The following is a 23,937-nucleotide window of genomic DNA, read 5'->3' on the forward strand; positions in this document are numbered from 1 at the left end:
CGCTAAAAGCGTGTGACCTCTCGTGCTTGAACTGATCGGTTGATTCTCCTTGCACCTACCCCTGGTCACTCACCCTCCAGTCTTGAGGGGATCCAATCCTTTCGGTAAACGTTTCAACGGCCTGCGTTCTTCCTGCGGCTTAAGCTCAGCGGACCATCTCGACATTGGCCGCAATGACAGTCCTCGCTCGCTTCATTTACGAAGTGAAGCCGGGCCGCACCGGCGACTTTCTCGAGAAGCTGGCGCAGGCCGGTTCGCCCCGGTTCACCAGTCCTGTGATGCCACGGGCGTTCAAGCTGTTCCGCTGCTCCGTGCCAGGGCCTGACACGGAGCGCCTGATCCTTCACATCGAATACGACGACATGGCCGCCTACGGCGCCCGAACGGCCTACGAAGCCAGCAACCCGGAATGGCGGGCGCTGTTCGAGGCCACGCCCGATTCCCCCGAGCGCCTGCTTTCGGTGGAGCTGCTCACAGAGTTCCTGCCGCTCTGAGAGCAGGCCCCGAGCCTGCCAGCGCTCAGACCCCCGCCAGCACCTTCTCCTCCTCCTCCACACTCACCACGCGGCCGGCGTCACTGAAGCCGTCGATCTGGTCGAAGTTGAGGTAGCGGTAGAGCTGGTCGGAGAGGGGATCGATCTTGGCCGCCGCGACCTCCAGGTATTCGGCTGGCGTGGGAATGCGGCCCAGCAGCGCGCACACGGCCGCCAGTTCGGCGCTGCCCAGATACACCTGGGCGCCGTTGCCGAGGCGGTTGTTGAAGTTGCGCGTGCTGGTGGAGAACACCGTGGTGTTGTCCTCCACCCGCGCCTGGTTGCCCATGCACAGCGAGCAGCCCGGCAGCTCCATGCGGGCGCCGGCGGTTTCGAACTTGGCGGTGTAACCCTCGGCGCGCAGCACCTCATCGTCCATGCGGGTGGGGGGGCACACCCACAGGCGGGCGGCGCTGGTGCCGGCCCCATCCAGCACCGTGGCGGCGGCGCGGTAGTGGCCGATGTTGGTCATGCAGGAGCCGATGAACACCTCATCGATCCGATCGCCCGCCACCTCGCTCAGCAGCTTGACGTTGTCGGGATCGTTCGGGCAGGCCAGCACCGGTTCGGTGAGTTCATCGAGGTTGATCTCGATCACTTCGGTGTATTCGGCGTCGGCATCGGCGCTCAGCAGCTGCGGATCCGCCAGCCACGCCTCCATCGCCTGGATGCGGCGGGCCATGGTGCGGGCATCGCTGTAGCCCCTGGCGATCATGTTCTTGAGCAGCGCCACATTGCTGCGCAGGTATTCCGCCACCGTCTCTTCCGAGAGCTTGATCGTGCAGCCGGCACAGGAGCGTTCGGCGGAGGCGTCCGTCAACTCAAACGCCTGCTCGAGCTTGAGATCCGGCAGCCCTTCGATTTCAAGGATGCGGCCGGAGAACACGTTCTTCTTGCCCGCTTTCGCCACCGTGAGCAGACCCTTCTGGATCGCCACCCACGGGATCACGTTCACCACATCGCGCAGGGTCACGCCCGGCTGCAGCGAACCGCTGAAGCGCACCAGCACCGATTCGGGCATGTCGAGCGGCATGGCGCCGATCGCGGCGGCGAAGGCCACCAGGCCCGAACCGGCCGGGAAGGAGATGCCCAGCGGGAAGCGGGTGTGGCTGTCACCGCCGGTGCCCACCGTGTCTGGAAGCAGCATGCGGTTGAGCCAGCTGTGGATGATGCCGTCGCCGGGGCGCAGCGCCACGCCGCCGCGGGAGCTGATGAAATCGGGCAGTTCGGCGTGGGTCTTGAGATCCACCGGCTTCGGGTAGGCGGCGGTGTGGCAGAAGCTCTGCAGCACCAGGTCGGAGGAGAAGCCCAGGCAGGCCAGTTCCTTCATTTCGTCGCGGGTCATCGGCCCGGTGGTGTCCTGCGAGCCCACGGTGGTCATCAGCGGTTCGCAGCTGGTGCCGGGCCGCACCCCGGCCAGGCCGCAGGCTTTGCCCACCATCTTCTGGGCCAGGGTGAAGCCCTTGCCGGTGTCGGTGGGGGCCACCGGACGGATGAACAGGTCGGAGGCTGGCAGGCCCAGGCGGGCGCGCACTTTGTCGGTCAGGGAGCGGCCGATCAGCAGCGGGATGCGGCCGCCGGCGCGCACCTCATCGGTGATCGTGCTGGGCTTGAGCTCGAAGCGGGCCACGATCTCGCCGGCGCCGGCTTCACCCGCCGCGCGCTCGATCGTGCCGTCGTAGGGGCGGATCGTGATCACATCGCCGGTGTTCAGCGCCGCCACATCGCATTCGATCGGCAGGGCGCCGGAATCCTCGGCCGTGTTGAAGAAGATCGGCGCGATCTTGCCGCCCAGGATCACCCCGCCGGAGCGCTTGTTGGGCACATGGGGAATGTCGGTGCCGGTGTGCCACAGCACCGAGTTGATCGCCGATTTGCGCGAGCTGCCGGTGCCCACCACATCGCCCACATAGGCCACCGGATGGCCTTTCGCCTTGAGAGCAGTGATCTGCTCGAGGCCGCCGGGTTGGCGCGTCTCCAGCATCGCCTGGGCGTGCAGGGGAATGTCGGGGCGGGTGGTGGCGTGGGTGGCCGGCGAGAGGTCGTCGGTGTTGGTTTCCCCCTCCACCTTGAACACCGTCACGGTGATCGCCTCCGCCAGCGGCGCCTTCTTGGTGAACCAGGCGGCCTCGGCCCAGCTCTCCACCACCTGCTTGGCCCACGGGTTGGTCTCCGCCAGCTCCAGCACGTCGTTGAAGGCGTCGTAGACGAGCAGGGTGCCGCTCAGCCCCGTGGCGGCCTCGGCGGCGATCGCCGCATCGGCGTGGCTCAGCAGCGTGATCAGCGCCCCCACGTTGTAGCCGCCGATCATCGTGGCCAGCAGCCGGGTGGCCGCGATCGGATCCACCAGCGGACTGGTGGCCAGCCCCTGGGCCACGGCACTCAGCCAGCCCGCCTTGACGTAGGCCGCCTCATCCACCCCCGGTGGGATCCGTTCGCTCAGCAGATCCAGCAGGAACGCCTCCTCGCCGGCGGGCGGCTGCTCCAGCAACTCGGTGAGGGCCTGGGCCTGGGGGGCCGAGAGCGGCAGCGGCGGCACGCCGAGGGCCTCACGCTCCGCAGCGGCAGTGCGGTAGGTGGCCAGCAGATCGGCGGCGGCGATGGGGGACGAAGCCATAGGAGAAGGGGTCATCCCTTGAACGTACGGGAGGCTTCCATTCTTTGCGGCCGCCGGACCGCCAACGGTGGCATCGGCTGCAGAACGGTGGCGGTAAGGGGGCGTGACAGCCGGCTTCTAGGGTGGGTCTTCGAGCGCCCCTCCGCCTGCCGCCATGATCCCCACCTCCGACCTCCATGTGGTGGAGACCCGGCCGCTGGTGGCGCCGGCGGTGCTGCACCGGGAGCTGCCCCTCGGCGAAGCGGCGGCGGCGGTGGTGGCCGGCGCCCGCGAGCGCATCAAGGCAATCCTGCACGGCCGTGATTCGCGCCTGCTGGTGATCGTGGGGCCCTGCTCCGTCCACGACGTGACAGCCGCCCAGGAGTACGCCGCTGCCATCGCCCGGGTGCGGGCCGAGCACCTCGATCAGCTGGAGATCGTGATGCGGGTGTACTTCGAGAAGCCGCGCACCACCGTGGGCTGGAAGGGGCTGATCAACGATCCCCACCTCGACAGCAGCTACGACATCAACACAGGCCTGCGCCTGGCGCGCGGTCTGTTGCTCCATCTCGCCGAGCTCGGCCTTCCCGCTGCCACCGAGCTGCTCGATCCGGTGGTGCCCCAGTACATCGCCGATCTGATCAGCTGGACGGCGATCGGCGCCCGCACCACCGAAAGCCAGACGCACCGCGAGATGGCTTCGGGCCTGTCGATGCCGATCGGCTTCAAGAACGGCACCGACGGCAGCGTCATGACGGCGATCAACGCCATGGAGGCGGCCGCCCGTCCGCACCATTTCCTCGGCATCAGCCGCCAGGGCCATGCGGCGATCGTGTCCACCACCGGCAACCCCGATGGCCACCTGGTGCTGCGCGGCGGCAAGGGCGGCACCAACTACCACCCGGAAGCGGTGGCAGCGGCGGCGGCCTCGCTGGCCAAGGCCGGCTTGCCGGCGCGGCTGATGGTGGACTGCAGCCACGGCAACTCCAACAAGGACTACCGCCTGCAGGGCCAGGTGCTGACTCAGGTGGGTGAGCAGCTGCGCCAGGCCGCCTGCCCGGTGATGGGCGTGATGATCGAAAGCCACCTGGTGGCGGGCAATCAGAAGATCCCGGCGGATCTCTCCCAGCTCACCTATGGCCAGAGCATCACCGATGCCTGCATCGACCTGGACACCACCCGCGAGGTGCTCGCCGGCCTGGCCGAAGCGGTGAAGGAGGCTCAGCGCCAGGCGCCCACCGGCGAGGTGCTGGCAGCGGTCTGACCACCTGATTGTGTAGCTGGCACTCTCTAATCGTGAGTGCCAGATTGATGCTCTGCAACGAACTGTTCAGCTGGAACAGTCGCTGGAGTGAATCTCCCTAATTTGCCTTCACCACGTTGCAGGGAAGGCGGTATGTCTTATCTATTGCAATTCTGCGGATTGTCAGAGCCGCTGCAGATGTTCTATCTGGAGCAGACATCTTCTGCCGCCGGCCACAGCGGCCCCGTCTTCGCCGGCTTCCGCCCCTTTCAGCTCGACGACTTGCTCGGTTGGGCCCTGGCCTCCTCGCAGCAGCGGGGCTGGGACCCTGAAGGCATTCAGCGCACCGTGCTGAACGTGTGGATGGAGCGCGCCGAGGTGATCCGTCAGTGGCAGCTGCGGCTGCGGGAGGAGCCCAGCGACCGGCTGATCGTGGCGGGCCTGGGCACCCGCGACGACTGGCGCCACCGCTGCGAGCGCATGCTTCAGGCCTGAGCGCCGAGCAACCTCCAGAGCAGGCCCACCGCCACCGGCACGGCCAGGTTGTCGATGCCCAGCAAGGCGAACTGCTCCAGCAGCATCGCCGCCGCCGCGATCGCCACCAGCGCCGGCAGCGACGGGCCCAGCCCGCCGCCCGCCTGCAGGGCCAGCCGCAGGGCCGCCAGCACCGCCAGGCTCACCAGCCCCATCGCGCTAGTGCCCAGCAGTGATTTGCGCTGGCCGGCGATCGTCCAGCTCGGCGACGCGATCGACGCCCCCAGCAGGCCCGCCAACCCATCGCCGCAGGCCATCACCAGCACCCCGGCCGCCACCGCATCACTACGCTGCGGCCAGAACAGGGCCAGCAAGGTGGTGATGGCGGCGCCGTAGGCCACGGTGCCGTAGCTGGCGCGGCCCACGTCCTCCACCGCCGGCAGCAGGCGGAAGCGGTGGTTCAGCGCCGCCGCCACGGTGACCGCCGCCGCCGCCGGCAGGGCGATCCAGCGCTGGATTCCCAGCCCCCAGGCGATCAGCACCACAGGTCCGGTGCCGATGTGCAGCACCTTGCGGCTCCACTCCGCCCGCTGCGGCCAGCGCGCCCGGGTCTGCAACGCCAGCAGCACCACCAGCGCCAGCCACAACAGAATGGCGGCAACCCCGAGGGCCTGCCGCCATTCCTCGTCCAGCCCCTCCCACCAGAGCGGCAGCGCCAAGGGCCTCAGGCGGCCTGCTGGAAGTTGCTCATCAGCCGCAGCTTCATGATCGCCTTGGCCTCCAGCTGGCGCACCCGTTCGCGCGACACATTGATCGCGCGGCCGATCTCGGCGAGCGTGAGCGGCTCGGAGCCCTCCAGGCCGAAACGCAGCTTGAGGATCTTCTGCTCCCGCTCATTGAGCTGGGAGAGCCAGGCGCCCAGGTGCTCCTTCTGCAGGCTGCGGTCCATGTGGTCCATGGGCTCGTGGCTGGCCGGATCGGCGATCAGCTCACCCAGGGTGCTGCGGTCTTCCTCGCCGCGGGCGTGGGCGTCGAGGGAGGCACAGGGAGCGCTCTGGGCGATCAGCTCCTCCAGCTCACGGGGCTCCATGCCCATGGCATGGGCCAGCTCCAGCCGGTTGGGCTGGCGGCCGAAGCGGTGCGACAGCTCGCGGGTGATGCGCCGCATCTTCGAGAGCTTCTCGGAGATGTGGATCGGCAGCCGGATCGTGCGGGCGCTGTTGTCGATCGCCCGGGTCATGCCCTGGCGGATCCACCAATAGGCATAGGTGGAGAACTTGTAGCCCATGGCCGGATCGAACTTATCGACGGCGCGCTCCAGCCCGATCGCCCCTTCCTGCACCAGATCGAGCAGCTCGAGGCCCTGGTTCTGGTACTTCTTGGCGACGCTCACCACCAGCCGCAGGTTGGCGGCCATCATGCGGTCGCGGGCACGGGTGCCCATGCGGATCTGGTGCCGCTGCCGCACGGTGAGACTCTCGGGAGGCAATTCGAGCAGGCGTTTCATCCCCTGCACGTGATGCGCCAGTTCAATCTCTTCAGCCGCCGTAAGAAGTGGTACACGGCCGATGTTGCTGAGATACCAGCCGATCGAATCGACGCTCAAGCGCCCACTGGACCGCTGTTGACCCACCCGCGGCGGTGGCTTGATGCCGCCGCCCGCAGCCGAAGCTGCAGATGTGGATCGCGGAGGTGTCCCCATCACCCCGGCCTCCTGCTAGTTGTGGCCGGAACATAGCAGAGGCATACCGATAAAAGGGTAATGAATCGGTTACTTTCGCCACAAATAAGTCGTCACATCTTTGTTTCTCAATTATTCGCGTGCGGCGTGGCTGTTGTGGTGGCCTGCGTTTCGCCACGTTGAGTGTCGGCCGCCCGCCAGGGGCAGCGGCCACCGCTGTGCGCAGACCCTGATCCGGGCTCAGGCGTTGGCCGCGGGTTGCAGCGAAGTGCGCCAGCCGTTGATCAGATCCAGCTGGGCGCAATGCTCCTCCCCTTCCGCCTGCCGTTGGATGAAGGTGCCGTCCGGTTGCATGTCCCAGGCGGCGACATTGTCATTGAGATACGTATCGAGCAGCCGATCCAGCACCAGGAGCTGCACCGGATCCTTGATCGGCGCCACCGCTTCCACCCGCCGATCCAGGTTGCGGGGCATCCAGTCGGCGCTGCCGAAATACATTTCCGGCTCGCCGCCATTGCCGAAGCGGAAGAGGCGGGAGTGCTCAAGAAATCGCCCGATCACGCTCACCACCTTGATGTTGTCGCTCACGCCGGGCACGCCCGGACGCAGGCTGCACATGCCCCGGATCACCAGCTCAACAGTGACCCCGGCCTGGGAGGCCGCATAGAGCAGGGCGATGATCGGCGGATCCACCAGCGAATTCATTTTTGCCCGGATCGAGCCGCCGAGGCCGGCGCGGGCATGGTCGATCTCGCGCTGAATCAGCCCCTCCATGCCCTTGCGTAGCGTGACCGGCGCCACCAGCAGGCGGCGGAAGCTCTGCTGCTTGGAGAAGCCGGTGAGGTAATTGAACAACTCCACCAGATCCTTGCCCAGGTCCTCGTTCGCCGAGAGCAGGCCGATGTCGGTGTAGAGGCTGGACGTTTTGGAGTTGTAGTTACCGGTGCCGATGTGCACGTAGCTGCGCAACCGCTCCTTCTCTTTGCGCACCACCAGCATGATCTTGGTGTGGGTCTTGAGGCCGAGCACCCCGTACACCACATGCACGCCGGAGCGCTCCAGCTGACGGGCCCACTGGATGTTGTTGTCCTCGTCGAAGCGAGCCTTCAGCTCCACCAGCGCCATCACCTGCTTGCCGTTCTCGGCCGCCCGGATCAGCGCCGAAATGATCGGCGAATTCTTGGAGGTGCGGTAGAGGGTCATCTTGATCGCCATGACCGAGGGGTCATCGGCGGCCTGGTTGATGAATTCCTCCACCGAGGTGGCGAACAGGTCGTAGGGGTGGTGCAGCAGCACGTCGTTGCGGCGCAGCACCGCGAAGATGCTCTGGAAGTCTTCGGCCTTGAGCGAGCCATCCTCCAGGCGGCTCTTCTGGGTGCGTGCCAGGGCCACGTTGGTGCGGCCGATGTGCGGTTTGTCCTTGAGCTGGGGCAGGGGAATGGCCAGCAGGCTCATCAGGTCGTCGAGGCCCAGGGGGCCATTGATCCGGTAGAGGTCTTCCGGTTCCACATCGGTGGCTTCCACCAGCTGCTCCACCACTTCCTCGGGCATCTCATCGGCCACCTCCAGGCGCACCACCTCGCCACCCCGCCGCCGCTTGCGCAGGCCTTCCTGCAGCGCCTCCATCAGATCGTCCGCCTCCAGATCCCGCAGTTCCAGGTCGGCGTCGCGGGTGATGCGGAAGAAGTAGTGCCCCTCGATCGTCATGCCGGGGAACAGCAGTTGCAGGTTGAAGGCCACCACCTGCTCGAGCGGCACGGCGCAATACACCACGTCCTTGGCGTTGCGGCCGCTGAGCTCGGTGGGAATCTCCACGAAGCGCGGCAGGTTCTTCTGCGGCACCTTCACCCGGGCGAACTGCTGCTGGCCGGTGTCCGGATCGCGGATCAACGCCGCCACGTTCAGGCTGAGGTTGCTCATGAACGGAAACGGGTGCGCCGGATCCACAGCCAGCGGGGTGAGCACCGGAAAGATCGCCGTCTTGAAGTAGTCGTCGGCCCACTGTTTCTGGGCCTTGTTGAGCCGCTGGTAGTCGAGCAGGTGCACGCCGTGCTCCGCCAGGCTGCGCTTCATGTGGCCGCGATAGTGCGCCTGCTGCTGTTCCAGCAGCGGCCGCAGCCGCTCATGAATCGCCTGCAGCTGCTGCTTCGGGGTGAGACCGTCGTCGCTGAGGGTGTCCACACCCGCCTCCAGCTGCGACTTCAGCGAGGCCACCCTCACCATGAAGAATTCATCGAGGTTGTTGCTGAAAATGGCGCTGAATTTCGCCTGTTCGAGCAACGGCGTGCGGGGGTCGAGCGCCTGGGCCAGCACCCGGCTGTTGAAGGCGATCCAGCTCAGCTCCCGGTTGATGTAGAGCTCCGGGGCCACCACTGGTTCACGCATCACCCACTGCCCTCAGGATCTTTGCCGGCACCAACGTAGCCAGCAACCTGGATCACTTCTGTACAGCGGTTGCTTGCCTTTGCGCCCCGGCCTGGGGTAGCCCGAAGGCAATCAGCACCGCCACACCCGCCAGCAGCACGATGCTCAACCAGAACGGGCTCTTTTCGCCGATCAGTTCATAGGCCACCCCCGCCAGCGGCGGGCCGATGAAGCTGCCCAGGCTCTGCAAACCCTGCAGGCTGCCGAGGGCAGCGCCCTGGCCGCCGCTGTCGAGCCGCCGCGACACCAGGCTGCGCAGGCTGGGGGTGACCAGACCGGTGCCCGCCGCCAGCACCGCCACCGCGATGAACACCAGCGGCTGGGCGGTGGCGGGAGTGGCCAACGGCACCAGCAGCGTGCCGGCGATCACCATGCCCAGCCCCGCCATCGTGAGCCGCCATTCGCCGAACCGCTTCACCAGCGGCCCGATCAGGCCCCCCTGCACCAGCGTGGCCACCACGCCCACCACCAGGAAGGCCGCGGCCGACAGGCCCGGCCCCCAGCCGAACATCTCCTTGAAATAGAGCACCAGCACGGCGGTGAAGCCGTTGAAGGCCAGGAAGAACAGGAAGAAGGCCAGGCACAGGCGCCGCACCTGCGGGTTGCTGAACACCTTGCTCAGCTGGCTGAGCGGGTTGAGCTCGCGCTTGCGCGGCAGCGCCTGGCGCGCTTCCGGCGGATGGGTTTCTGGCAGGGCGGTGAGCACCAGTACCAGGTTCACCGCCGCCACGGCCACGGCCACCAGCAACGGCAGGGTGAGGCTGATCTCCGCCAGCAGCCCCCCCAGGGCAGGGCCGAGCATGAAGCCCACGCCGAAGGCCACGCCGATCAGGCCGAAGGCCTTGGCCCGCTTCTCCGGTGGGCTGATATCGGCCAGCACGGCACCGGCGGTGGCGGCCGTGCCGCCGCTCACGCCATCGATCAGCCGCGCCACGAACAGCAGCGGCAGCGGCCAGGCACTGCCCGCCGGCCAGGGCACCGCCAGGGTGAGCGCAAAACCGCCCAGGCCGAGCACCGAGCCGGCCACACAGCCGGCGATCACGGGCCGCCGCCCGAAGCGGTCGCTGAGGGCGCCGATCAGCGGCGTGAACAGGAACTGGGCCAGGGCGTAACTGCCCGCCAGCAGCCCCAGCGTGCGGCCATCGCTGGTGAAGCTGGCCAGCAGAAAGGGCAGCAGCGGAAACACGATGCTCTCGCCCAGCCTGTCGTTCAGCAGGGTGAGAAAGACGCAGAAGCGGGTGGAAGGGCGCGGCCAACCCATGGCATCAACGCGCGGCAGTGCCCATACCTTCCCATGGGAGCCCTTAGCCGCGGCGCCAGCTGTGGAAGCGTTGCAGCAGCGCCAGGGTGCGCTGGGGGGCGTGGGCCCGTTTCCAGGCTCCGGCGGCGTACTTGCTGGCTTCCGAGAAGGTGGGGTAGGCGTGGATGGTGGAGAGGATGCGGCCGAGCCCGAGCCGCCAGCGCATCGCCAGCACGAATTCCGCCAGCAGTTCGCCGGCCTGCTCCGCCACGATCGTCACCCCCAGGATCCTGTCGCTGCCGGGCGGGGTGAGCACCTTCACGAAGCCGGTTTCGGCGCTTTCCACGATCGCCCGATCCAGCTCCTGCAGCGGAAAGCGGGTGATCTCCACCGCCACTCCCTGCCGGGCGGCCTCTGCTTCATTCAGTCCCACCCCGGCCACTTCCGGATCGGTGAAGGTGGTACGCGGAATCACCCGCCCATCGACCTGAAAGCGGCGGAACGGGGCGAACAGGGCGTTGACACTGGCGTACCAGGCCTGGTGGGCGGCGGTGTGGGTGAACTGCCAGGGGCCGGCCACATCGCCGGCGGCGTAGATGTTCGGGAAGAGGGTCTGCAGCGCGCCGTTGGTGTCGATCGTGCGGCCGGTGGGAATGCCCAGCTCCTCCAGGCCATAGCCGCTCAGCCGCGCCTGCCGGCCGATGGCGCAGAGCACCTCATCGCACAGCCGTTCGCTGTGCACGGGCGCCTCGGCAGGGCCGGTGCTGATCAGCACCACCTTCTCTCCGCCGTCAGCCTGCCCGCCGTCAGCGTCTTGTGGCCGCCGCTCGAAGCCACGCACTGTGCAGCCGGTGATCACCTCCACGCCATCGGCTTCCAGGGCCTGGAGCACCAGCGCGGCGGCGTCGGGGTCTTCGCGGCTGAGCAGCTGCGGGCCCCGCTGCAGCAGGGTGACCCGGGCGCCCAGGCGGGCCAGAGCCTGGGCCAGTTCACAACCCACCGGTCCGCCCCCCATCACCACGAGGCGCGGCGACGTCAGTGGACAGTGGCGCAGGGCCTGCCAGAGGGTTTCGCTGGTGAGCAGGCCCACCCCATCGGCGCCCGGCAGATCCGGCAGCACCGGGCTGGCGCCGGTGGCCAGCACGATCGCCGGCGCCGTGAGCCGCTGCTCCTCGCTGCCGTCACCCCTGCGGATCGCCACGGTCCAGGGGTCGATCAGGCGGCCATGGCCGCGCAGCACCTCCACCCCCAGCCCTTCGTAGCGCTCGGCGCTGTCGTGGGGGGCTACCGCCGCCACCTTGGCGAACACCCGCTCCAGCACCAGCGGCAGCGACACGCTGGGGTTGTGGGGGGTGAGGCCGTAACGATCCGCCCGGCGCATGCGCGCCGCCTGGCGGGCCGTGGCGATCAGGGCCTTGCTGGGCACGCAGCCGGTGTTGAGGCAGTCGCCGCCCATGCGATCGGCTTCGATCAGGGTCACCTTCGCCTTCACGGCGGCGGCGATGTAAGCCGTGACCAACCCCGCCACGCCGGCGCCGATCACGATCAGGTTGCGATCGAAACGGGCCGGCCGCCTCCAGGGGCGGTAGAGCCTCCAGCGCTTCCAGCCCGCCAGCCCCAGCCGCGCCAGCCAGGGGAAGGCCCCCAGCAGCACCAGCGACAGCAGCAGCGGCGGCGTGAGGATCCCCTCGAGGCCGCGCAGCTGCGCCAGCTGGGTGCCGGCATTCACGTAGACGAGGGTGCCGGGCAGCATGCCGATCTGGCTGGCGAGATAAAAGGAGCGGACGGGCAGCGGCGTGAGCCCCATCACCAGGTTCACCAGAACGAAGGGAACCACGGGCACCAGCCGCAGGCTGAGCAGGTAGAGCACCCCGTCGCGGCGCAGGCCCGCCTCGATCGGCGCCAGCCGCGCGCCGAAACGCTGCTGCACCGGCTGGCGCAGCAGGGTGCGGGCCAGCAGGAAGGCGATGGTGGCGCCGGCGCTGGAGGCGAACGACACCAGCAGGGTGCCGAGCCCCAGCCCGAACACCGCCCCTCCGGCCAGGGTCAGCACGGCGGCGCCCGGCAGGGAGAGCCCGGTGATCAGCACATAGGCGAGGGCGTAGGCGGCGGCGGCGCTGAGCGGGGCCTGCTGGCGCCAGGCCAGCAGGCCGGTGCGGGCGTCACGCAGGCCTTCGACGCTGAGCACCTGGGGCAGGTCCAGCAGGAAGAACAGCGCCACCAGCACAGCCAGCGCCAGCAGCAGCAGCCAGCGCCAGGCGCCGCCCGCAGCGGCGGTGCGCGTCAAGCCGCCAGCGCCCCGCCGCAGCTGGAGCCGCTGCCGGCGGTGCAGCCGAAGCAGTGGTCGGCCACCTGGATCGGGTCGCCGCTGGGGTCACGCCGCAGCAGGTCACGCAGGTGGGGGCGACCGGCGGGATCCGCCGCGGCGGCCGGATCGCCCGCGAGCCTCAGGCCCAGCTGCTGGTTGAAATCACAGTCGTAGAGATGGCCCTGCCAGTCAACGCTGATCAACCGGCGGCACATCACCTGCTCCAGGTTGGCGTCGCGGTGGCTGCGGCGCAGCAGCTCCAGGTAGCCCTCCAGCTGCCCCTGGGCGCTCAGCACCGCCGCGAACCGTTGCACCGGCATGTTCGCCAGGGCATAGAGGCGGTTGAACACCACGCCGTGGTCGGCCGCCAGCACGCGCCGGTAGTCGGCCTCCAGCGGCTCCTGCTCCGGCGGCAGCACCGGCCCCTGGGGGTTGAACACCAGGTTCAGCTCCAGGCCCGTGCCCGGCTGGCCGTAGCCGAGGGCATTGAGCTGGCGCAGGCCGTCGATGCTGCGCCGGAACACGCCGGAGCCCCGCTGGCGCTCCACGTTGTCCTGCAGATAGCAAGGCAGTGATGCCACCACCGTGACCCCCTCTGCGGCCAGAAAGGCGGCCAGATCCTCCTGGCCCGGCTCCTGCAGGATCGTCAGGTTGCAGCGGTCGATCACCTCCACCCCCAGGGCGCGGGCGCGGCGCACCAGGTCCCGGAACTGGGGGTGCAGCTCCGGTGCGCCGCCGGTGAGATCGAGGCAACGCACGGCGCGTGCCGCCAGCACCGGCGGGATCAGCGCCAGGGTGTCCGCCGTCATGCTTTCGGTGCGGCTGGGCCCGGCGTTCACATGGCAGTGCACGCAGGCCTGGTTGCAGCGGTAGGTGAGGTTCACCTGCAGGGTGTCGAGCCCCTGGCGGTGCAGCGCCGGGAAGGCGGTGGCGGCCATGGCGGGCCGGATCGGGCTGGGGGACGGGGCGGACATCGCGCGGCTGGGGTCAGATCGTGTCGCCGAGCACCTGACGGCCTGCGGGCCTGGCGCCGTGGCCACCGAGCGGCTCGACGCTGACCGACACGCTGCTGGCCTGGCTGGTGGGGGAGGTGGGAATCGGCATCGCCACATGGCCCCTGGCGTCGGGCACGAAGGGCACACAGCCCACCAGGCGGCCGTTCACCTTGGCCCAGAGCCGGTAGGTGTGATCAGGCGGCGGCGGCGGCAACCCGTCCACCAGCAGCATGTTGTGGCTGGGGTTGCCGGTGACGATCACCGTGCCGCTGGCGGCGCCCGCGCCTGCGCCCGCCATGGCCCGCAGCGGCATCTGCCGGCTGACCGCGCTGAGCGGCGCACCGCTGGTGGCCAGTTGCTGCTGCAGCTGGGCCAGTTGGGTCTGGGTGCGGTGCAGCTGCACGCCCACCGCCAGCAGACCGAGGCCGAGCGCGGCGGCGATCAGGCCTGGCAGACGTGGCGTGGCCGGGCGCGCCAGCAGCCGCTGCCGCAGGGCAGCCGGCGGCGTGCTGGTGGCGGGCAAGGCCAGGGGCAGCAGCTCCAGGGTGGTGCTGAATTCATCGAGCCGCTGGCGCAGGGCAGGTTGCTGGCGCAGGAGTTTGGCCAGCTGGCCGCGCTCCGCTTCGTCGAGGTCGCCGAGCGCGTGGCCGGCCAGCAGAGCCTCCACGTCGAGTGGTTCGCCTGCAGCGTCGTGGTGGCTGAGCGGGTGGTCGCTGCTCATGGCTGGGGGTGGAAATCGATCAGCAGCGTCCGCAGGCGGATCAGCCCCTGCCGGGCGCGGGTTTTCACGGTGCCGAGCGGCAACTGCAGCCGTTCGGCGATCGCCGACTGGCTCAGGCCCTCGTAATAGGCCATCTCCAGCACCTGGCGCTGGTTGGCGGGGATCGTCTCCAGGGCGGAGCGCACCCGCCCGGCCAGGTCGTCGGCCTCGGCGCAGTCCTGCGGGTTGCGCATGGCGGCCGGGAACAGCTGGGACGACCAGCGTTGCACCAGCTGCCAGCGGTTCTGGCGCTGCTGGATGCGGTTGAACGCCATCGAACGGGTCATCAGCAGCAGGTAGGCCAGCACCGGACCGCGCTTCGGGTCATAGCGGCCCTGCTGCCAGTAGCGCACGAACACGTCGTGGCAGAGGTCCTCGGCTTCCTGCGGGGAGCGGCACAGGCGCAGCGCCAGCCGGTAGACCGGCGCGCCGCAGCTGTCGTAAAGGGCGGCCAGATCCTGGTGCTGCCCGCTGCCGGCAGGCAGGGGCGGCGTGGCGGCGGCCTCCGCTTCGGAGCGGCTCACGGGCACGGTGAGGGTGGATCGGAACGGCATGGTGGGAATACCGCTGACCTCCCGGATCGGATGGGGCGGGGCCAGCGGCGTTGGTCAGCGGCGGCCGGCAAACCGCCGCTGCCGGTCACCGGTATCCCCTCCGCACCCTTTGGCCTCGAACGTTCCGTGATCACGTTTTCCCTTTCCAGCGTCAGCCGCGCTGCCGCGGCGCTGGTGCTCAGCGGCACCACCATGCTGGCGGCGCAGGCCATGGAGCCCCAGCAGCAACGGGGCACCTTCATCAAGGCCGAAGCACCGGTGAGCGGCGGCTTCGTGATCAAGAACGAGGGTGGCAAGCGGCTGCTGATGCTCAGCAGGGACTTCAAGACCAACGACATGGCCCCCGACCTCAAGGTGGCCTTCAGCCCTTCGGCCACCCCCCTGGCCGGCAGCAAGCCGCCTGCCTACCCGCTCAAGCCCGGCAGCTACACGGTGCTGGCGCCGCTCAAGGCCAGCAAGGGCGGCCAGACCTACGTGATCCCCGCCTCGATCGATCTGAGCAAGCAGAAGTCGGTGCTGATCTGGTGCCGCCAGTTCAACGCCACCATGGCCTGGGCACCGATCCAGCCCGCGAAATAGGCGCCCGGAGGCGCCATGATCGGCGCCATGGATGCGGCCCCGACCCAGCTCAGCCACCTCAACGCCAGCGGTGAGGTGCACATGGTGGAGGTGGGCGACCGTCCCGCCAGCGATCGCCGCGCCGTGGCCGAGGGCTTCATCGCCATGGATCCGGCGGTGCTGGCGCTGGTGCTCGAAGGCCGCGCCGCCAAGGGGGATGTGCTGGCGGTGGCGCGGGTGGCGGCGATCCAGGGCGCCAAGCGCACCTGGGAGCTGATTCCCCTCTGCCACCCGATCGCGCTCACGGGCCTGGAGGTGCGCATCGAGCCCAGCGCTGATGGCCGCGGCCTGCGTCTGGAAGCCGCCGCCCGCACCACCGGCCCCACCGGCGTGGAGATGGAGGCGCTCACTGCCGTGCAGGTGGGCCTGCTCACCCTCTACGACATGGTCAAATCCGCCGATCCGGCCATGACCATCGGCCCGGTGCGGCTGCTGAGCAAGACGGGAGGACGCCACGGCAGCTGGTCCCATCCCGGCGCCGTGCCCTCCTGAGCCGTCACCCCCGATGAGCAACAGTGCGGCCCCGCTTGAGCCCTACCCCCGCGAAGGCCTGCCGTTGGAGGAGGCCCGCCGCCAGGTGCTGGCCGCACTCACGCCCCTGGCCGGCAGCGAGACGCTGCCGCTGGCGCAGGCCCTGGGCCGCGTGAGTGCGGCGCCGGTGCTGGCGGCTGAAGCGGTGCCGGGCTTCCGCGCCTCGATCATGGATGGCTACGCCCTGGCCGCGGCCAGTGTCCCGCAGGTGGGACACTCCTGGCGCCTGGTGGGACGCTCGGCGCCGGGCGCCCCCTACGCCGCGCCGCTGCTGGAGGGGGAAGCGATCCGCATCCTCACGGGTGCGCCGCTGCCGGAGGAGGCCAGCCGGGTGCTGCCCCAGGAGCTGGTGGAGGCCGATGGCGAGCGCCTGAGCCTGGTGCGAGAGGCGGGCCCCAACCCCTGGATCCGCGCCGCCACCGAAGAGGCCGCACCCGGCCAGGAACTGCTCGCCGCCGGGGTGCGGCTGGGCCCCGCCGACCTGGGCCGGCTGGCCAGCTGCGGTGTGGCGACCCTGGCGCTGCGGCGCCGGCCCCGGCTGGGGCTGCTGATCAGCGGCGATGAGCTGGTGCCGGCCGGCAGCCCGCGCGGGCCAGGTCAGATCTGGGAGAGCAACGGCACCCTGCTGGCGGCGCTGCTGGCGCGCCTGGGGGTGGAGGTGGCCGAGCAGCGGGTGGTGGCCGATGCGCCTGAGCGCCTGCGCGCCGTCCTGCTGGAGCTGGCCGCCAGCTGCGATGTGGTGGTGAGCACCGGGGGCGTGTCGGCGGGCGACAGCGACTGGATCCGGCCGCTGCTGGAGGAGCTGGGGCAGGTGAGCTTCTGGAAGCTGTTCCTCAAACCCGGCCGCCCGTTCGCCTTCGGGCATCTGCAGCGGCCCGGCGCAGACGGCACCGTGCCGTTGTTCGGGCTGCCCGGCAATCCGGTGGCCGCGGCGATCACCGCCCTGCAGCTGCTGGTGCCGGCGTTGCAGGTGCTGGAGGGGGCGCCGGTGCAGCCGTTGCCGCGCCTGAAGGTGCGGCTGGCCGCGGAGCTCAAGCGTGGAGCCGGCCGCCCCGAGCTGGCCCGCGCCCGGCTGCAGGTGGGCCCGGAGGGAGAGCTGCTGGCGTTGGTGGAGGGCAGCCAGGCCTCCTCCCGCATCGGTTCGCTCCAGGGCGCCGACCTGCTGCTGGAGATCCCGGCCGAGCTGGGCACGCTGGCGGCCGGCAGCGAGCTGTGGGCCCAGCTGCTGCGCCTGCCGATCTTCTGAGCGCCTAGCTCAGTAGGCCGTGTTGCCCGCCACCCAGGTGCCCACGCCGCCGCTCCACTCCCGCTTCCAGAAGGGGGCCTCGTGCTTGAGCGCTTCGAGCAGCTCCTGGCCGCCGCGCTGGGCCGGGCCGCGGCGGTCGGCGCTCACTGCCACCAGCACGATCGTGTCCCCCGGCAGCACCCGCCCCACGCGGTGATCCACCCGCACCGCCCGCAGGCCATGGCGCTGGGCGCAGTCGGCGGCGAGGCGGGTGATCTGCGCTTCCGTCATGCCGGGATAGTGCTCCAGTTCCAGGGCCTCCAGCGGCGCCCCTGCCGCCGTGATGCCCCGCACCCGGCCGATGAAATGGGCTTCGGCGGCGGCGGGCTCGGCGCCGCCGGCCGCCAGGCTCCGCTGCCAGGCGGCGAGCGTGACGAGCGGGTCGAAGGGTTTCGGGTGCAGCTGCAGCTGCAGGGCGCCGGTGTCGGGGAGCGGATCAGCCACCGGCTTCAGCCCCCACTGATCGGTGGCAGGAAGGCCACCTCGGCGCCGGGCGCGAGCGGCTGGTGAACCCCGGCGAACACCTGGTTCACGGCCACCCGCACCTGGGACGGCAGCGTCTCCCCCAGCCCCAGCTGCGGCCACAGGCTCGCCGGGGTGGGGGCCGGGGCGCCGGCGGGCAGCTCCACACGGCGCTCCGCCCAGCCGGCCTGCTCCCTGAGCGCGGCGAACAGGCGCACGGTGATCACAGTGGCGTTAACGCTGGCGGTCACGGGCGTGTGGCCACCAGCACGCGGTGGCGATGGTCGGAGGCGACGCGGCGCAACCCCACGAAACCGGCCTCGGTGAGTGACGCCGGCAGGTCGAGGCGGAAGTAGTCCTCCAGGTAGGGCTCAGTGCTCTTGAGCAGGGTTGCCAGCGGCGGCGGCATGGCGCGGATGGCATGGACGCGCCCGCCGGCATCACGCACCCGCGCCACCGCCAGCATCTGGGGGGAGAGATCGAGCCCGCTCACCCGCACGTCGCCATGCCCGTGCCGCTCCAGCCAGTCGGCGAGCGCGTCGTGCAGCGGCGCCTGGAGGCTCGGCGCCATCGCGGCATCGATGGCCTCGCCCATGCGTGCCTGGGCGGCTTCGGGCGTGAGCTGCTTTTCCTGCTTCCACACCCGCAGGGCCACGGAATCGGTGGCCTGCTCGGTTTCGCAGGCGGCCAGCCAGCAGAGGTTGCCCTCCTGGTAGGTGGGGATCTGCGTGGCCGGGTTGGTGCAGGCCTCCAGCAGCGGCTCCGCCTGGCGGCGCAACTCCTCCCGGCGCTGCCGCCAGGGGATGCCCCGGGTTTCGGCGGTGCGGATCATCATGCGCCGCGCCTGCAGAAACAGCAGCTGCCGCAGCGGTTCCACCGCCAGCACCGCCGCAATCAGCCGCCCCAGCGCCGTGCGGTCATCGACCCAGTTGGGGGGAGTGCTGGCGGAGAGGCTCATGCCGGTAGGTCCAGGGACACGGCAGGGCGCAGATCGGCGAGCAAGCGTCCGCAGGCAGTTCGCCACCACGATGGCAGCGGAGGGAGTCCACCGCCTGCGGTCCTCCCATCTCGCTGCTCACCCACGTCCCTCAGCCCGTTGGTCCATAGGCAGCCCTATCTAGATTCAGCCCTGCGATGAATCCTGGTCAGCCTCGATGAGCGGATCCTTTGTTGTCTGCGGAGACGGCTTGCGCCTGCGGATGTTGTCCCTCGTGGGTCTCACCCTGCTGTTGGGCGGCGCGGGCCCGGCGATGGCCGGCAGCACCCCCAGCTCTGCCAAGGATGGGGGCGTGCAGGCCGTGTTCGCTACGCAGCAGGAGGCCGAGGCAGCAGCGCCTCGCTTCGGTTGCAAGGGGGCCCACCGCATGGGCAACGTCTGGATGGCCTGCGCCAGCCACCCTCCCGCCGGCGGCAGCCAGAAAGGCGGTCAACAGAGTGGCGGCCAGCACGGCGGTCACTCGCATTGATGGGCGACTCCGCGTGCGGCGCCAAGCCGAAGCTGGTGGCCATCGGCATCGCCCCCCTGGGGATCATTTCGATCGGCATCGTGCCGATGGGGGTGGTGAGCATCGGTGTGGTGCCGATGGGGGTGATCAGCCTCGGGGCCGTGGGCATGGGGGTGATCAACCTCTGCGTGGTGGGGATGGGGGTGGTCGTGGCCGGCGTCAATGTGATGGGCGTGTGGTGGACGGGCCTTGAGGGCATGGGGCCATTCCGGCAGGGGCCGATCCCGGCGCGCGTGCACCATCACCACGGCGCCGCGCCGCCGCCCGCGGCCCTGATGGCCTACCCCAGCAAGGAAACGGCGCTGCAGAAGGCGAAGGAACTTGGCTGCGAAGGCGTCCATGCCATGGGCGAGATGTGGATGCCCTGCAGCGAACATCCCGGCGGCCACGGCGCGCACTAGCGGCCTCAGCCTTTGGCGCCTGCCCGCAGAAAGGCTTCGGTCTGGGCTTCGTTCCAGCTGATGCCGCCGAGCCAGCGGCCGATGGAGGCGGCGATCGCCGCGGCGGTGAGCAGCCAGGGCAGCACGGCGGCATTGCCCTGCAGCGTGAACACGAACAGGCCGCAGAACAGCGGGGTGCGGCAGGCGCCGCTGAACGCCGCGGCGGCGGCGACCGCGGCCAGCGCCGCCTGCTGCTCCGCCGGCAACTGCTGCAGCCAGGGGCCCACCAGCACCGCCCCCAGGCTCATGGAGTCGTGCATCAGGCCGCCCGGTGCACCGATCGCGATGCTCAGCAGGGGCCCCAGCAGCCGCGGCAGCGGCGCCCACCAGGGGCTGTCGGCCGTGCCGGCCAGGGCCGGGCCGAGCGCCAGCGAGCCGTCATTGAGGCTGATGCCGCCGCTGGCCACCGCCAGCAACGTGAACAGCGCCGCGATCGCCACCGCCAGCGGCAGCCCCCTGGAGCGCAGCCAGGGGCCGAGCCACTGGGCCAGCGGCACCAGCAGGCGCACCAGCACCACCCCCACCAGCGCCGCCAGCACAGTGATCAGCAGGGCCAGCGGCAGCAGCTCGGCCGCCATGGCCACCGCCACCCCTTCCGCCAGGCGGGCGGGCTGGCCCAGACCGGTGGTGAACAGGGTGCCGATGCCGGCGAGCACCAGGGTGGGCATCACCAGGTTGAAGCCCGACACCGCGCTGAGCTCTTCGAGCGCGTAGGCGGCACCCAGCAGCGGGGAGCGGAAGGCGGCCCCGAGACCGGCACCACCGCCGATCGCCGCGGTGAGCGCCAGCGGTAGCTGCTGCAGTGGCACCAGCCGGCGCCGCAGCGCCAGCAGCAGGGCTGCACCGAGGGCGGCGGAGGGCGATTCGGTGCCCACGCTCAGCCCGGCCAGGTGGGTGAGGGCCAACAGGGGCAGGCGGGCCAGCTGGTGGCGCAGCGACAGGGGGGCCAGGGCGCGCTCGCGCTCGGCGTCGCTGCTGGCTGTCTGCAGCGCCATCACACCGGTGAGCCCACCACCCCGGCCAGCTGCCAGCGGCCCCCAGGCCAGCAGCACAAACAGCAGCGTGGCCCCAGCCGGTGCGAGCACCAGCAGGGGATCCAGCGCCACGTCGCCGCCGAGTGGCCAGAGCCGCTGCAGCCGGAAGCCCAGCTCCGACAGCCATTGGTAGGGCAGTTCCGCCAGGCCGATCAGCACACCGGCCAGCAACAGGCAGAGCGGGAAGGCGAAGCGGTTCATGCCGGGGTGAGGCGGGTGTAGGAGCGGACCAGCAGCCCCAGCACCAGCGCCAGGGCGAGCAGCGTGAGCGCCAGCGGCAGCTGGGAGCTGGCGGGCAGCACGGTGGCGATCAGCACCAGCAGCCCCGTGCCCTCCTGCTGCAGGAAGCCGGTGAGCGCGGAGGCCTGCCCGGCCTGGGCGGGAAAGGATTGCATCGGCATCGCCAGCCCGATCGGCACCAGCACACTGGCGCCGAAGGTGATCACCAGCATCGGCAGGAAAAGGGAGAGAGTGTCGAACCAGCCGCCCAGCCCCAGCCCCACCATCAGCAGCCCACCGAGCAGCATTGCCCCCAGCCCGAAGCGCAGCAGCCACGGCTGCCCCCTGGCCACCACGAACCGCACCACCATCAGCGCACCGGCGATGTAGGCCACGGTGAGCCCCAGCGAGAGGGAGCCGAAGCCCGCTGCGTCGAAACCGAAGCGCGTCTCGTAGATGAAGGGACTGGCGGCGTCGTACAGGGCGATCATGCCGGTGGCGACGGTGGCGATCAGCGACGGCAGCAGGAAACGGGCATCCACGGCGAGCCGCAGGTAGCCGCGGCCGATCGCGGCCACGGATGGACGGGTGGCGGCCGCCGCCAGCTCCCGGCTGAGCGACTCAGGCAGGGCGCGGGCCAGGTAGAGGGCGGTGGCGAGCCCCAGCGCCGCCACCAGCAGGAAATCCACCCGCCAGCTGGTGGCGCGCCCGATCAGACCGCCCACGAAGGGGGCGAAGCCGAGCGCCAGCGCGAAGCTGATGCTGGCGAACGACATCGCCCGCGCCAGCTCCCGGTTGCTCAGCACATCCCGCAGCGCCGCCCGTGACACCGAGGTGCCGCAGCCGGCCCCGATCCCCTGCACCACCCGCAGCAGCCGGAACGGCTCGAAGCCCGGCACCACGGCCAGCAGCAGGCTGGCGGTGATGAACATCCAGAGCCCGGCCAGGGCGATCGGCCGGCGACCGTGCCGATCGGAGAGCGGCCCCCAGATCAGTTGGGAGGCGCCGTAGCCGAGTGCGTAGGCGGTGACGGTGGTTTGCGTGGCGGCGGCATCGACGCCGAAGTCACTGGCCAGCTGCGGCAGGGAGGGCAGATCGATGAACAGGCCGGTCTGGCCGAGCGCCGCACCCAGACACACGTACAGAATCACGGCCAGGTTGCTCATCCGCCCTCACCCGCTGAGGGTTGCGCTGCATGGCCCACGAGGATCCCGCCGTCACTGTCGATGTGCTGCAGCGGGTGAAGCCTGGCCGCACGGAAGCTTTCGAGGCGGCCCTGAGCGAGCTGGTGGCCGCCGCCCGCTGCTGTGAGGGCCATCTGGGCGTGAATGTGTACCGCCCGGTGGATGAGCACGATTCCACTTACCGGATCGTGTTCAAGTTCGCGCGTCTCAGCCAGCTGCGCCGCTGGGAGGTGTCGCCGCAGCGCCAGGCCCTGCTGGCGCGCGTGGCGGAGCACACGCAGGAGCCACCGCAGATCTCCGTGCTGAGCGGGCTGGAAACCTGGTTCACCCTGCCCCGGCAGCCGGGGGTGCCGCCGCCGCCCCGTTACAAGATGGTGGTGATCACCACCCTCACGATTTTCCTGCTGATCAACCTGATCAGCCTGGTGCTTTCGCCCCTGGTGCGAGAGCTGAACCCCCTGCTGCGCACCCTGCTGGTCACCGCCTCGACGGTGACCCTGATGACCTACGTGGTGATGCCAAGGGTGACGCGGCTGTTCCGCCGCTGGCTCTACCCGCGCGCCTGAGCTCACACCTGCCGCCGCAGCTGTTCATAGGCCTGGCAGAACGGTTCGCCCAGTGCCTGCCGCAGCACCCGGTCGGCGGCGAAGGCCTCCAGCGCCTCCTCCACGCTGCCCGGCAGAGGCCGCGCCCGGCCGATCGGCGGATCGGTGTAGGCGTTGGCATCCTCGCGGGGGCCGGGATCGAGGTTGCGCTCGATGCCATCGAGGCCGGCGGCCAGCACCGCCGCCGGCAGCAGGTAGGGGTTGGCGGCGCCATCGGCGAGGCGCAGCTCGAGCCGCTGGTCGTCGGGGATGCGCACCATGTAGGTGCGGTTGTTGCCGCCGTAGCTGATCCAGCCCGGTGACCAGGTGGAGCCGGAGCTGGTGTGCAGACCGCCGAGCCGCTGGTAGCTCTCGGCCACCGGGTTGGTGAGTGCGCAAAGCGCTGGCGCATGCTCCAGCAACCCGCCCAGAAACTTGTAGGCCAGCGCCGACAGGCCCAGCGGCCCGCGTGGATCGTGGAACAGGTTGTGGCCGTCGGCGTTCCAGAGCGAATGGTGCAGGTGGGCGCCGTTGCCGGTGAGGGAGGCGAATGGCTTGGGCGAAAAGCTCACGCGCGCGCCGTGCTGCTCGGCCATCGCCTGCGCCATCACCCGGAAGAAGGCATGGCGGTCGGCGGTGACCAGGGCGTCGGCGTAGGTCCAGTTGAGCTCGAACTGACCGTTGGCATCCTCGTGATCGGCCTGGTAGGGCCCCCAGCCCAGGTCGCCCATGCCATCGAGCAGGCCGCCGATCAGCGGGTACTGCCGCATCAGCGCCAGCTGGTCGTAGCAGGGCTTGCTCTGGCTGTCGTCGCCATCGGCGATCGCGGCGCCGCCGGGCTGCAGCAGGAAGAATTCCGCCTCCACACCGGTGCGGAAGTGGTAGCCCAGCCGCACGGCCCGCTCCAGCTGGCACTTCAGCACCCAGCGCGGCGACTGCTCCAGCGGCAGGCCGCCCACCTGCAGGTCGGTGGCCACCCAGGCCACATCCCGCTGCCACGGCAGCACCATCAGGCTGGAGGTGTCCGGCAGGCCCAGCACGTCGGGGTCGGCGGGGGTCATGGCCAGCCAGGCGGCGAAGCCGGCGAAACCGGCACCGGCGGCCGCCACCTCCTGCACCGCCGCCACCGGCACGAGCTTGGCCCGTTGCACCCCGAACAGATCGGTGAACGAGAAGAGCACGTGGCGGATGCCGCGATCGGTCGCGAAGCGGGCCAGGTCGGTCATCGAAGCGGTGGGGGTGAAAGGGATGGGGGTCAGGGCCGGCG

24 protein-coding genes are annotated in these 23,937 nt (G+C 70.1%); 9 read left to right on the top strand and 15 right to left on the bottom strand.

Annotated features, from left to right (window positions below):
- Positions 1 to 173: 173 nt before the first annotated feature.
- Positions 174 to 494, top strand: a complete 321-nt coding sequence (locus tag ACWJI3_RS05180) for an NIPSNAP family protein (protein ID WP_255141494.1) — start codon at positions 174 to 176, stop codon at positions 492 to 494.
- A 25-nt stretch (positions 495 to 519) separates the two neighbouring features.
- On the opposite strand, the gene acnB is transcribed toward ACWJI3_RS05180, so the two are convergent.
- Positions 520 to 3,150, bottom strand: coding sequence for a bifunctional aconitate hydratase 2/2-methylisocitrate dehydratase (gene acnB / locus ACWJI3_RS05185; RefSeq protein ID WP_480203089.1), 2,631 nt, complete (start codon positions 3,148 to 3,150; stop codon positions 520 to 522).
- Between the two features lie 154 nt (positions 3,151 to 3,304).
- Here acnB and ACWJI3_RS05190 point away from each other — a divergent pair, with 154 nt between their 5' ends.
- Both ACWJI3_RS05190 and ACWJI3_RS05195 read left to right on the top strand, forming a co-directional pair.
- Positions 3,305 to 4,393 carry a 3-deoxy-7-phosphoheptulonate synthase gene (locus tag ACWJI3_RS05190; protein ID WP_480203090.1) on the top strand — a complete coding sequence of 363 codons (1,089 nt, stop codon included), beginning with the start codon at positions 3,305 to 3,307 and terminating at the stop codon, positions 4,391 to 4,393.
- Between the two features lie 132 nt (positions 4,394 to 4,525).
- Positions 4,526 to 4,867 carry a hypothetical protein gene (locus ACWJI3_RS05195; RefSeq protein WP_094511235.1) on the top strand — a complete coding sequence of 114 codons (342 nt, stop codon included), beginning with the start codon at positions 4,526 to 4,528 and terminating at the stop codon, positions 4,865 to 4,867.
- On the opposite strand, the gene ACWJI3_RS05200 is transcribed toward ACWJI3_RS05195, so the two are convergent.
- The 8 genes from ACWJI3_RS05200 to ACWJI3_RS05235 all read right to left on the bottom strand — a co-directional run bounded on the left by ACWJI3_RS05200 (position 4,858) and on the right by ACWJI3_RS05235 (position 14,808).
- The gene (locus ACWJI3_RS05200) at positions 4,858 to 5,559 is read right to left on the bottom strand and encodes a diacylglycerol/polyprenol kinase family protein (RefSeq protein ID WP_480203364.1); all 702 of its coding nucleotides are present in this window, start codon (positions 5,557 to 5,559) and stop codon (positions 4,858 to 4,860) included. The two genes, ACWJI3_RS05195 and ACWJI3_RS05200, sit on opposite strands and share 10 nt — an antisense overlap.
- Before the next feature lie 11 nt (positions 5,560 to 5,570).
- On the bottom strand, positions 5,571 to 6,548 hold the full coding sequence (locus tag ACWJI3_RS05205) for an RpoD/SigA family RNA polymerase sigma factor (protein ID WP_094511236.1): 978 nt from the start codon (positions 6,546 to 6,548) through the stop codon (positions 5,571 to 5,573).
- A gap of 219 nt (positions 6,549 to 6,767) precedes the next feature.
- Positions 6,768 to 8,912, bottom strand: a complete 2,145-nt coding sequence (ppk1, locus tag ACWJI3_RS05210; protein ID WP_480203091.1) for a polyphosphate kinase 1 — start codon at positions 8,910 to 8,912, stop codon at positions 6,768 to 6,770.
- A gap of 52 nt (positions 8,913 to 8,964) precedes the next feature.
- Positions 8,965 to 10,212 carry an MFS transporter gene (locus ACWJI3_RS05215; RefSeq protein ID WP_255141491.1) on the bottom strand — a complete coding sequence of 416 codons (1,248 nt, stop codon included), beginning with the start codon at positions 10,210 to 10,212 and terminating at the stop codon, positions 8,965 to 8,967.
- A 43-nt stretch (positions 10,213 to 10,255) separates the two neighbouring features.
- Positions 10,256 to 12,478, bottom strand: coding sequence for an FAD-dependent oxidoreductase (locus ACWJI3_RS05220; protein ID WP_480203092.1), 2,223 nt, complete (start codon positions 12,476 to 12,478; stop codon positions 10,256 to 10,258).
- The gene (arsS, locus tag ACWJI3_RS05225) at positions 12,475 to 13,473 is read right to left on the bottom strand and encodes an arsenosugar biosynthesis radical SAM (seleno)protein ArsS (RefSeq protein ID WP_255100419.1); all 999 of its coding nucleotides are present in this window, start codon (positions 13,471 to 13,473) and stop codon (positions 12,475 to 12,477) included. The genes ACWJI3_RS05220 and arsS overlap by 4 nt, the downstream gene beginning before the upstream one ends.
- A gap of 13 nt (positions 13,474 to 13,486) precedes the next feature.
- On the bottom strand, positions 13,487 to 14,215 hold the full coding sequence (locus ACWJI3_RS05230; protein ID WP_255100418.1) for an anti-sigma factor domain-containing protein: 729 nt from the start codon (positions 14,213 to 14,215) through the stop codon (positions 13,487 to 13,489).
- Positions 14,212 to 14,808: a sigma-70 family RNA polymerase sigma factor gene (locus ACWJI3_RS05235; RefSeq protein WP_480203093.1), complete on the bottom strand. Its 597-nt coding sequence runs from the start codon at positions 14,806 to 14,808 to the stop codon at positions 14,212 to 14,214. Before ACWJI3_RS05235 ends, ACWJI3_RS05230 begins: the two co-directional genes overlap by 4 nt.
- A gap of 30 nt (positions 14,809 to 14,838) precedes the next feature.
- Here ACWJI3_RS05235 and ACWJI3_RS05240 point away from each other — a divergent pair, with 30 nt between their 5' ends.
- From ACWJI3_RS05240 to ACWJI3_RS05250, 3 genes are read left to right on the top strand one after another with little or no spacing between them, the layout of a single operon-like run.
- Positions 14,839 to 15,387: a DM13 domain-containing protein gene (locus ACWJI3_RS05240; protein WP_233132870.1), complete on the top strand. Its 549-nt coding sequence runs from the start codon at positions 14,839 to 14,841 to the stop codon at positions 15,385 to 15,387.
- Between the two features lie 15 nt (positions 15,388 to 15,402).
- Positions 15,403 to 15,918: a cyclic pyranopterin monophosphate synthase MoaC gene (moaC, locus tag ACWJI3_RS05245; RefSeq protein WP_094511242.1), complete on the top strand. Its 516-nt coding sequence runs from the start codon at positions 15,403 to 15,405 to the stop codon at positions 15,916 to 15,918.
- Positions 15,919 to 15,931: 13 nt separating this feature from the next.
- Complete coding sequence (locus ACWJI3_RS05250) at positions 15,932 to 17,203, top strand: molybdopterin molybdotransferase MoeA (protein ID WP_480203094.1); 1,272 nt, start codon at positions 15,932 to 15,934, stop codon at positions 17,201 to 17,203.
- Between the two features lie 9 nt (positions 17,204 to 17,212).
- Here ACWJI3_RS05250 and ACWJI3_RS05255 read toward each other — a convergent pair whose 3' ends face one another.
- The 3 genes from ACWJI3_RS05255 to ACWJI3_RS05265 are packed head-to-tail and all read right to left on the bottom strand — an operon-like array spanning position 17,213 to position 18,662.
- Positions 17,213 to 17,686, bottom strand: coding sequence for a molybdopterin synthase catalytic subunit (locus tag ACWJI3_RS05255; protein WP_480203095.1), 474 nt, complete (start codon positions 17,684 to 17,686; stop codon positions 17,213 to 17,215).
- Between the two features lie 5 nt (positions 17,687 to 17,691).
- Positions 17,692 to 17,955 (bottom strand): MoaD/ThiS family protein, encoded by a 264-nt coding sequence (locus ACWJI3_RS05260; RefSeq protein ID WP_255100412.1) that lies wholly within the window; start codon positions 17,953 to 17,955, stop codon positions 17,692 to 17,694.
- Positions 17,952 to 18,662, bottom strand: coding sequence for a class I SAM-dependent methyltransferase (locus ACWJI3_RS05265; RefSeq protein ID WP_480203096.1), 711 nt, complete (start codon positions 18,660 to 18,662; stop codon positions 17,952 to 17,954). Before ACWJI3_RS05265 ends, ACWJI3_RS05260 begins: the two co-directional genes overlap by 4 nt.
- A gap of 196 nt (positions 18,663 to 18,858) precedes the next feature.
- Here ACWJI3_RS05265 and ACWJI3_RS05270 point away from each other — a divergent pair, with 196 nt between their 5' ends.
- A complete protein-coding gene (locus ACWJI3_RS05270) occupies positions 18,859 to 19,170 on the top strand; it encodes a DUF3721 domain-containing protein (RefSeq protein WP_233132873.1) in 312 nt (103 codons plus the stop codon).
- On the top strand, positions 19,170 to 19,610 hold the full coding sequence (locus ACWJI3_RS05275; RefSeq protein ID WP_480203097.1) for a hypothetical protein: 441 nt from the start codon (positions 19,170 to 19,172) through the stop codon (positions 19,608 to 19,610). Before ACWJI3_RS05270 ends, ACWJI3_RS05275 begins: the two co-directional genes overlap by 1 nt.
- A 5-nt stretch (positions 19,611 to 19,615) precedes the next feature.
- Here ACWJI3_RS05275 and ACWJI3_RS05280 read toward each other — a convergent pair whose 3' ends face one another.
- Both ACWJI3_RS05280 and ACWJI3_RS05285 read right to left on the bottom strand, forming a co-directional pair.
- Positions 19,616 to 20,884, bottom strand: a complete 1,269-nt coding sequence (locus ACWJI3_RS05280; protein WP_480203098.1) for a chloride channel protein — start codon at positions 20,882 to 20,884, stop codon at positions 19,616 to 19,618.
- A complete protein-coding gene (locus tag ACWJI3_RS05285; RefSeq protein ID WP_480203099.1) occupies positions 20,881 to 22,068 on the bottom strand; it encodes an MFS transporter in 1,188 nt (395 codons plus the stop codon). Before ACWJI3_RS05285 ends, ACWJI3_RS05280 begins: the two co-directional genes overlap by 4 nt.
- A 29-nt stretch (positions 22,069 to 22,097) precedes the next feature.
- On the opposite strand from ACWJI3_RS05285, the gene ACWJI3_RS05290 reads away from it, so the two are divergent.
- Positions 22,098 to 22,652: an antibiotic biosynthesis monooxygenase gene (locus tag ACWJI3_RS05290; RefSeq protein ID WP_094511573.1), complete on the top strand. Its 555-nt coding sequence runs from the start codon at positions 22,098 to 22,100 to the stop codon at positions 22,650 to 22,652.
- A 2-nt stretch (positions 22,653 to 22,654) separates the two neighbouring features.
- On the opposite strand, the gene glnT is transcribed toward ACWJI3_RS05290, so the two are convergent.
- Positions 22,655 to 23,896 carry a type III glutamate--ammonia ligase gene (gene glnT, locus ACWJI3_RS05295; RefSeq protein WP_480203100.1) on the bottom strand — a complete coding sequence of 414 codons (1,242 nt, stop codon included), beginning with the start codon at positions 23,894 to 23,896 and terminating at the stop codon, positions 22,655 to 22,657.
- Positions 23,897 to 23,937: the final 41 nt, after the last annotated feature.

The organism is Marcopretia estuarina LEGE 06307 (genome assembly GCF_056633115.1).